This window comes from Bacillus sp. JJ783 (assembly GCF_036963225.1).
Classification (GTDB): Bacteria; Bacillota; Bacilli; order Bacillales; family Bacillaceae_G; genus Bacillus_A; species Bacillus_A cereus_U.
Genome location: NZ_JBALMG010000269.1, coordinates 1 through 1017 on the forward strand (window position 1 = coordinate 1; position 1017 = coordinate 1017).

The following is a 1017-nucleotide window of genomic DNA, read 5'->3' on the forward strand; positions in this document are numbered from 1 at the left end:
ACAATAAAAAAGGGAGAAAAAGGACATTATTAATCAAGCCCTTTTTATACTCCCTTTATCTTTCAATCTAATTAAATTGCAAACAAACTATTGAACATCATAATATGATCTATAAGTACTTAATTTAGAATAATATAATGTTTCAGCAATGGCTGGTGTCCCTGCCTTTACCCATCCACTATACTTATAATTACCATTAGCCATAGCTGTTGCTTTATGTGTTCGAGAACTATGTCTATAATCGGAATATTGAGATAAATTCAACTTCCAATTCATATTTTGACCTTTACACCACTTTCCACCATCTACATCAAGACATACACCTGAACGTGGCATTGGTGTATTTTCACTAATAACAGGTTGTTCCCCAGATTCAATAGTTGTAAAACCATGTTCTGTATAAATTATATTTGGTGAAGAAGATGTTTTTTCTTCTGCTGCAAAACTTGTCATTGGTGAAACTAATACCGCACCACATAAACCTAAAGATAATATCCCCTTACCTAAAAACCCCTTACGTGACATAAAATCTCCTCATTCCTCTAAAATATTTTACTAGTTATAACTAGCACAAAAACAAAATTAACACAATTAGCCAAAAGAGTCAATGATTTACATTTATAGATTAATAAATTAAAATAAAGATAAATTTTAAAATTCACATATTAAACAACAAAAAATCCATATAATACGTTTGAACAATCGTTTTTTTACAATTTCAGGATAATCTGTAGATAATTATAATATAAAAATAAATAAAAGCAAGCGTTTCTATTCTTTTAAAAACAACCAAAAGGGAGAAAAAATGAAAAAAATCCTTATATTTATTCTTATCACAATGTCAATTTTAGTTTTAATATTTTTAATAACAACAAAAAAAGACTCCAAAAAAAGTACTACAAACTACTATCAAAACGAAATCAAAACAAATGAATTACAAAATAATATTCTAAAACAAGATGAAAAATTCGTTTATTTCTATCAAACAAATTGTCATTACTGTAAAAAAGTCTCTCC

1 protein-coding gene and 1 pseudogene are annotated in these 1017 nt (G+C 27.2%); one reads left to right on the forward strand and one right to left on the reverse strand.

Annotated elements, in window-relative coordinates; genetic code table 11:
* Positions 1-87 precede the first annotated feature (87 nt).
* Positions 88-525 carry a lactococcin 972 family bacteriocin gene (locus tag V7038_RS29465; RefSeq protein ID WP_335696096.1) on the reverse strand — a complete coding sequence of 146 codons (438 nt, stop codon included), beginning with the start codon at positions 523-525 and terminating at the stop codon, positions 88-90.
* A 280-nt stretch (positions 526-805) separates the two neighbouring features.
* Here V7038_RS29465 and V7038_RS29470 point away from each other — a divergent pair.
* Positions 806-1017 (forward strand): annotated as a pseudogene (locus tag V7038_RS29470) (thioredoxin family protein); the annotation flags it as partial.

Excerpts from the sequence above, each read along its gene's own strand:
- V7038_RS29465 (WP_335696096.1), bottom strand. The coding sequence starts at position 525 with ATGTCACGTAAGGGGTTTTTAGGTAAGGGGATATTATCTTTAGGTTTA.